Below are 6,471 nucleotides of genomic sequence, written 5' to 3'. Positions count from 1 at the left end.
GACCTGTACAGTTCGCGATTGCCGCGCTGCGCTCGCAATGACATGGTTGTTGTGAGCCCCAAAAGCCAGCACGTCATCACGGTTTTTTTCAGGTTCTTACCTGATGGATACTCGCAATGACGATCACGAGGTGATTATGGTATCCATAACATGTCATTACTGTTTTTTCCAGCCAGGCTGGTGGATATTCGTATGATGATCTATTTATCCATTTTTAAGCAGCGTCTAAGATTTAACATTTACATCATTTATCCTTTGCAATTTTTTTCCGACATTTACCCCGTTAGAACTTTTAGTTATAGGCTATAACCAATAATGTATATGAATTACAATATCAATAATTTACCCGAGCGCACATTTAAACCCCGCGATAAAGGTATTACGATGGTGATGGACAAAGGTTTAAGTTTGAGGCAGGTGGAGGATTTTATTGAAGTTGGCAGTACACACACCGATATTGTTAAGCTTGGCTGGGCCACATCATACGTTACACCTAACCTTAACGAGAAATTAAAACTATATAAGGAAGCAGGAATCCCTGTTTATTTTGGAGGTACATTGTTTGAAGCCTTTATTGTGCGTAACCAGTTTGATGATTATTGCCGCTTGCTCGATAAATACCAGATGGAGCATTGCGAAGTGTCAGATGGCTCGATCACCATTGAACACGATGTTAAATGTGAATACATCAGCAAGCTGGCAAAGCATGTTACAGTGATATCGGAAGTAGGGTCAAAAGATGTGCAAAAAATATTTGCCCCATATAAATGGATAAAATTGATGAACGCCGAGATTGAAGCCGGTTCATGGAAAGTAATTGCCGAGGCCCGCGAGAGTGGTAATGTGGGGATCTATCGTGATTCCGGCGAGGTAAGACAGGGGTTGGTTGACGAGATTCTTACCCAGATTCCCGAAGGAACCATTATTTGGGAGGCCCCGCAAAAAGCGCAACAGGTTTGGTTCATCAAACTTATTGGGGCCAACGTAAGCTTAGGCAATATTGCTCCTTCGGATATTATACCGCTGGAAACATTGCGCCTGGGTATCCGGAGCGATACCTTTGATCATTTTCTGAGCTTATAATTAACCTTATCCTATACTGACAAAGCCTTCGGATGAAAATTCAGAAGGCTTTTTTTACATATAAATCAATAACCAAAATTGAAGGTTTCTTTGATAATAAATACTGTATTATAATTTTGAGTATGGCACTTATCGTTTCTGTGTATATCTTTAGGCGTTTATTTTAGGCAATAACAAATAATAATACATGAAACATTACGGGCTAATAGGTTTTCCGCTTTCGCACTCCTTTTCAAAAAAGTATTTTGCCGAAAAATTTAAAGCAGAAGGCATTGAAGATGCCGTTTATGATCTATATCCGCTTGAGCATATTAAAGATCTGCAGGATCTGCTGGATGAAAACCCTAATCTTGTAGGGCTTAATGTTACCATACCGCACAAAGTTTCCATTATACCATACCTTGATTGGGTTGAGCATGATGCCCGCATGGCCGGAGCAGTAAATTGTATCTGTATCAGTAGCGAAAGTCCGCTGCAGKCGGCTTTTACCGGCGAGGTTGGAATACAAGGTCACGATTTCAGGCTCGAAGGATATAATACAGATTTGTATGGTTTCGAAATGTCGATAAAGCCGCTCATCAATGATACAAATGACGAGGCGCTTGTATTGGGCGATGGCGGTGCAGCAAAAGCAGTAAGATGCGTGTTGGAAAATATGGGCATCGCCTATAAAACAGTAACCCGGAAACCCCATCCCGATCATTTGCTATTCAGCGATCTGAAACCACACCACATTAAGCAGCATAAAATCATCATTAATACAACACCTGTAGGTACTTCCCCCAATATTGATGAATGCCCGCCGATTCCCTATGAGGCTATTACCGATGAGCATTTATTATACGACCTGATTTACAACCCAGAAGAGACCCTGTTTTTGAAACGCGGACGTGAGCAGGGAGCAACCACCAAAAACGGCTACGAAATGTTGGTATTGCAGGCAGAAAAATCATGGGAAATATGGAATACTCCAGACCTGCGCACATGAGATATGCAGGTTTATTAGTTTTGGTGTTGATGTTGTTTGCTGCCTGTGGCGGTAATCATGACTACTCGCCCAAGCCGCGCGGGTATTTCCGCATAAAATTTCCTAAAAAAGAATACCAGGATTACACGGCAGGCTGCCCTTACACATTTACTTATCCCAAGTATGCATTCATTGAGCCTGATCTGAGCAGAAATGCAAAACCATGCTGGGTAAATATGCAGTTTCCGCAGTTTAATGCAACGCTGCATTTAAGCTACCAGCAGGTTACTTCAAAAAAAGAATTCAATCAGTTAGTGGAGGATGCACGCACCTTTGCTTTTAAGCATACGGTAAAAGCAACCTCAATTGATGAAGGTATAATAGCTTATCCCGGGCGCAAAGTTTATGGCATTTATTACACCATTGATGGTAATGCAGCATCATCTGTGCAGTTTTTCCTGACGGATAGCACAAAAAACTATCTTAGAGGGGCGCTTTATTTTAACTCCGAACCAAAATTGGATTCCATTCAGCCTGCCCTTAATTTTGTTAAGAAAGACCTTCAGGTTTTGATCAAAAGTTTTAAATGGAAATAGGCAGGAGTGTTAAGGCAACAGTACTAAGTTGTAAGTTATAAGCCGGAATTGTTTTTTTTTGACTTCGAACTTAAAACTTTCGACTAAAGGCCAACGTGAATTCAGGGTTCTATTTCCCTTGCGCCATCATCCTGATTTTTTCTTTTAAACCGGTATCCAAAGGATTTATTTCAAGGGCTTTTTTATAATTGGTTATTGCTTTTTCTTTAAATCCTTTTTTTAACCACGCATCGCCAAGATTGGTAAAAGCTTTATATGACCGGGGGTAATTTACCGTGTTCATCTCAAAAAGACTGATGGCATTGTCCGCTGTTCCGGCATTCTGCACCAGGTACAATGCCCAGTTGTTAATAGCTGTTTCCCCGGGCAAAATAGTGTATCCATATCGCTGCGATAATTGCAAATAGTGTTTAGCTATAACAGTGCTGTTAACTTGCCTGGCGTCCTGCTCCGGAAGGTCCCATTGTTTGAAAATAAAACGCAGTGCATCATAATATGCGGTTATAGGCTCGGTCATGTGGATATCCTCCGGGTAATGAACATATTTATGATCGAGCCCGGTGACTTGCCTTTTTATAAGGAGCGAATCAAATGTAAGCAGGTTGGCATGAAATGCCGATTTATCGGCTACACCCTCGCTGGCATCGCTGTAAAAAAGTATCTTATTAAGGGTTGATCCTTTTTGCAGCTTCTTATCGGCCAACTTCAGCAGATATTCCTTATCCCACCAAAATGACGGGCTTACAGCAATATAAGCGTTAAACATTTCCGGGCGGGTTAAAAGGCAATTAATGGCGGTAATACCACCAAACGAATGGCCTGCGAAAACACTAAACGGCTGGGTTTTATAATTCGATTTTATATAAGGTATAAGTTCATTTTGTATAAATTGAAAAAACTGTTCGTTGCCCCCGCTTGGCTTAAGCCATGATGTTGAACTGGTATCGGGTTTTCCGTAATAATCAGTATTTGAATGTGTAGGTGTAAGGTCGCGGGTGCGGTTTGTGTTAGCTATGCCAACAACAATCATTTCGGGCATCACATTTACATCGGGCCGGCTCAGGTATCTGCAATACTCGGCTACCATTCCAAAATGATTGTCGCCATCCAGTATATACAATACCGGGTAACGTTTGCCTGTGTTTAAAGAATCTTTAGCCGGAGTATAAATATATATCTTCCTTTTTTCATTCAGGACCTTTGAGGTGATAGTTATAATTTCCGCCGGTATTGGTTTAAATTCAGGGTCGCTTTGCGCCAGTGCATGCACGGCAATCATCATCGGCAACAAAAAAACGGCGCCAAATATCAGGTAATATTTAGGTGAGACTTGCATTTAAAGTAATGTTAAATTAAGAAATTACTATGGCTTGGTTTAGTACGAATAAAAGTAAATATATGTATTCTAAAAGTAGATATATATTTATTATAAGCGCATTATGTTCAGCCAATTAACAAGCGGGAAATAAGAAATAAGCATTGGTGTCAGATCTCGTAGAATCCTGCGCTAATTCTGTAAAACACTCGGTTAATTTGAAGTTTAAAGCTTAAAGTCGCAATTTATGAAAAATATAACTTGTTGATTGCCAGGTGATTTTGTGTTCCATCGCCTGTTTTTAGTAAAGCTTAAAGTGTTGACTATCAGCAAAAAAGGTGTTCCAGCCGTTCCGCAGCGTTCCACCGTTCCGGTGGAACACCTGTTATTTTAATTGCGGGTCCATTGAACGTTATAAAAGTATTAATTGCATACCTTAGCTATTTTTACAATAACCATTGCGCTTTACCCATCATGAAATATTTAGCTGTTTTATTACTTACTATATTATCATTAAGCGCCAAGGCGTCTGCGGTTGATTCTCTTATATTATACAAAGCCAACAACCCTCTCATACAATATGTTGGCCGGGTTGATCTCTCGAACCCAATAAGGCCAAGGATGTGGTCGCCTGGAGTGTATATTAAGGTGCGGTTTAAAGGCAGCAAATGCCAGGTACTTATTAACGACCAGGTAATGTATGGTAAAAATCACAACTACCTGGAGATAGCCGTTGATAACGAAAAACCCTATCGCATCCAAACCACCGGCAAAACCAATGTGATCACTGTGGCTGATGGATTGGCTGATGGCATCCACACCGTATTGATCTGTAAAGACACCGAATCAATGATCGGGTTTATAGATTTTGTTGGCATCCGCTGCGAAAAGCTATTGGCACCCCTACAGGCAAAACATAAGATAGAGTACATCGGCGATTCCATCACCAGCGGTGCTGGCATGGACCAATCGGTAGTGCCATGCGATAAAGGCGAATGGTATGATCAGCATAACGCCTATATGAGCTACGGGCCAACCACCTCACGTAATTTAAATGCCGACTGGCAGCTTACATCTGTTGCGGGCATTGGCCTTGTGCACAGCTGCTGTAATATGAACGTAGTAATGCCACAGGTATTTGATAAGGTATACCTGCGTAATGATTCGATAGCCTGGGATTTTAAGCGTTATCAGCCTGATGTGGTTACCATTTGCCTGGGTCAGAATGATGGTGTGCAGGATTCAGCCCTGTATTGTAGTACTTATCTTAAGTTTATTGGCACAATAAGGCAAAAGTACCCCAAGGCCGATATTGTTTGTTTAAGCAGTCCCATGGCCAATGGCACCCTTACCGATGTTTTGCAGCGTTATATTAAAGCCATAACTGCCTATGCCAACGCCAGGGGAGATAAAAAGGTATATAAATACTTTTTTTTACACAAGTACAATAATGGCTGCGGAGGTCATCCCGATCTTTATGAACACCAGCTTATTGCCGGAGAGCTTGTGGCGTGTTTAAAAAAGCTGACCGGCTGGTAATAAGCCCCATATCTGGTGAATTTATAGGGAACGTACTTTTATTTTACAAACGCATACCCAAATTATCATAAAACACGTTGCTTTGCTATATAATCACATACTCCTATGAGCAGCATTCTACATATTCTTAATGGCGACTCTACCCTGTATGGTTTTAACCAGACCGGGCTTGATGGCGATGTAATGGTATGGCGTGAGGTATTATCCGAAGGCCCATTGCAGGAAAACATTTCTTCGGGAAGCTTTTGGAGTGCCCGTTCCAAATGGATCCATAAAACCTTTAATGAGCCTGTTGAAGAGTATCAGCATAAAGTGATTGATGAACTGGGCAAACTGAATGAACCTTATGAAGAGATTAACCTATGGTTTGAGTTCGATCTGCATTGCCAGGTAAACCTATTGGGCGCTATGCGAATGTTGAACCAGCAAACCAACATGTCGGCCCCGGCGGTTTACCTTATTTGCCCGGCAGATTATCCGGGGGTAAAAGATTTTAGGGGCATGGGTGAGTTAACCGGAGATCAGTTGGAAGATCTTTACGACAGCCGGGAGCAGTTAAACGAATGGGAATTTGAGCTGGCAGCAGAAGCCTGGCCGCTGTATGTAAACGGCAATGCTGATGAACTGGAACTATGGCTTAATGAAAACTCCTTTTGGGGAGTATTACACCTGCTTAAGCCAGCCCTGCAAGCTCACTTAAAAAGATTACGAACAAATGCTGAAGGCTTAAATTACATAGAACAAAAGCTGTTGGATATTTATAACAGCGGCATCAAAACAAGAACCGAAATATACCAGGCTTTTTGGTCGACAGAGAAAATATATGGTATGGGCGATTCGGAAATTGATATTTATCTTAACCGCCTTAAACAAAAACAGCTTATTGAGCTATAATAATGATAACCGACTATATCATCAGCAGCGCGAAGAATAACCAGCCAAAGTATAGCTATCAATTGCAGGAGCTACAA

6 protein-coding genes are annotated in these 6,471 nt (G+C 41.3%); 5 read left to right on the top strand and 1 reads right to left on the bottom strand.

Annotated elements, in window-relative coordinates; translation table 11 throughout:
* Positions 1–321 precede the first annotated feature (321 nt).
* From AC1DPZ_RS19665 to gldD, 3 genes are all read left to right on the top strand, one after another.
* Positions 322–1,083, top strand: coding sequence for a phosphosulfolactate synthase (locus tag AC1DPZ_RS19665; RefSeq protein ID WP_477406559.1), 762 nt, complete (start codon positions 322–324; stop codon positions 1,081–1,083).
* Positions 1,084–1,270: 187 nt separating this feature from the next.
* Positions 1,271–2,071 (top strand): shikimate dehydrogenase family protein, encoded by an 801-nt coding sequence (locus AC1DPZ_RS19660; protein ID WP_477406557.1) that lies wholly within the window; start codon positions 1,271–1,273, stop codon positions 2,069–2,071.
* Positions 2,068–2,646, top strand: coding sequence for a gliding motility lipoprotein GldD (gene gldD, locus AC1DPZ_RS19655; protein ID WP_477406561.1), 579 nt, complete (start codon positions 2,068–2,070; stop codon positions 2,644–2,646). The genes AC1DPZ_RS19660 and gldD overlap by 4 nt, the downstream gene beginning before the upstream one ends.
* A 109-nt stretch (positions 2,647–2,755) precedes the next feature.
* On the opposite strand, the gene AC1DPZ_RS19650 is transcribed toward gldD, so the two are convergent.
* Positions 2,756–3,982 carry an alpha/beta hydrolase-fold protein gene (locus AC1DPZ_RS19650; protein WP_477406555.1) on the bottom strand — a complete coding sequence of 409 codons (1,227 nt, stop codon included), beginning with the start codon at positions 3,980–3,982 and terminating at the stop codon, positions 2,756–2,758.
* 453 nt (positions 3,983–4,435) lie between these two features.
* Here AC1DPZ_RS19650 and AC1DPZ_RS19645 point away from each other — a divergent pair, with 453 nt between their 5' ends.
* Both AC1DPZ_RS19645 and AC1DPZ_RS19640 read left to right on the top strand, forming a co-directional pair.
* Entirely contained in the window at positions 4,436–5,500 is a 1,065-nt protein-coding gene (locus AC1DPZ_RS19645) for an SGNH/GDSL hydrolase family protein (RefSeq protein ID WP_477406553.1), read from the top strand.
* Between the two features lie 105 nt (positions 5,501–5,605).
* Positions 5,606–6,394 (top strand): DUF1835 domain-containing protein, encoded by a 789-nt coding sequence (locus AC1DPZ_RS19640; RefSeq protein WP_477406551.1) that lies wholly within the window; start codon positions 5,606–5,608, stop codon positions 6,392–6,394.
* Positions 6,395–6,471 lie beyond the last annotated feature (77 nt).

This window comes from Mucilaginibacter sp. P4_G9 (assembly GCF_056400985.1).
Note: the sequence above shows the minus strand (reverse complement) of the source record. Positions and strands in the feature narration are given on the sequence as shown.

Bases quoted from the DNA above. Each gene is read 5' to 3' on its own strand.
- AC1DPZ_RS19640 (WP_477406551.1), top strand. From the start codon at position 5,606: ATGAGCAGCATTCTACATATTCTTAATGGCGACTCTACCCTGTATGGT.
- AC1DPZ_RS19665 (WP_477406559.1), top strand. From the start codon at position 322: ATGAATTACAATATCAATAATTTACCCGAGCGCACATTTAAACCCCGC.
- AC1DPZ_RS19645 (WP_477406553.1), top strand. From the start codon at position 4,436: ATGAAATATTTAGCTGTTTTATTACTTACTATATTATCATTAAGCGCC.
- gldD (WP_477406561.1), top strand. From the start codon at position 2,068: ATGAGATATGCAGGTTTATTAGTTTTGGTGTTGATGTTGTTTGCTGCC.
- AC1DPZ_RS19650 (WP_477406555.1), bottom strand. From the start codon at position 3,982: ATGCAAGTCTCACCTAAATATTACCTGATATTTGGCGCCGTTTTTTTG.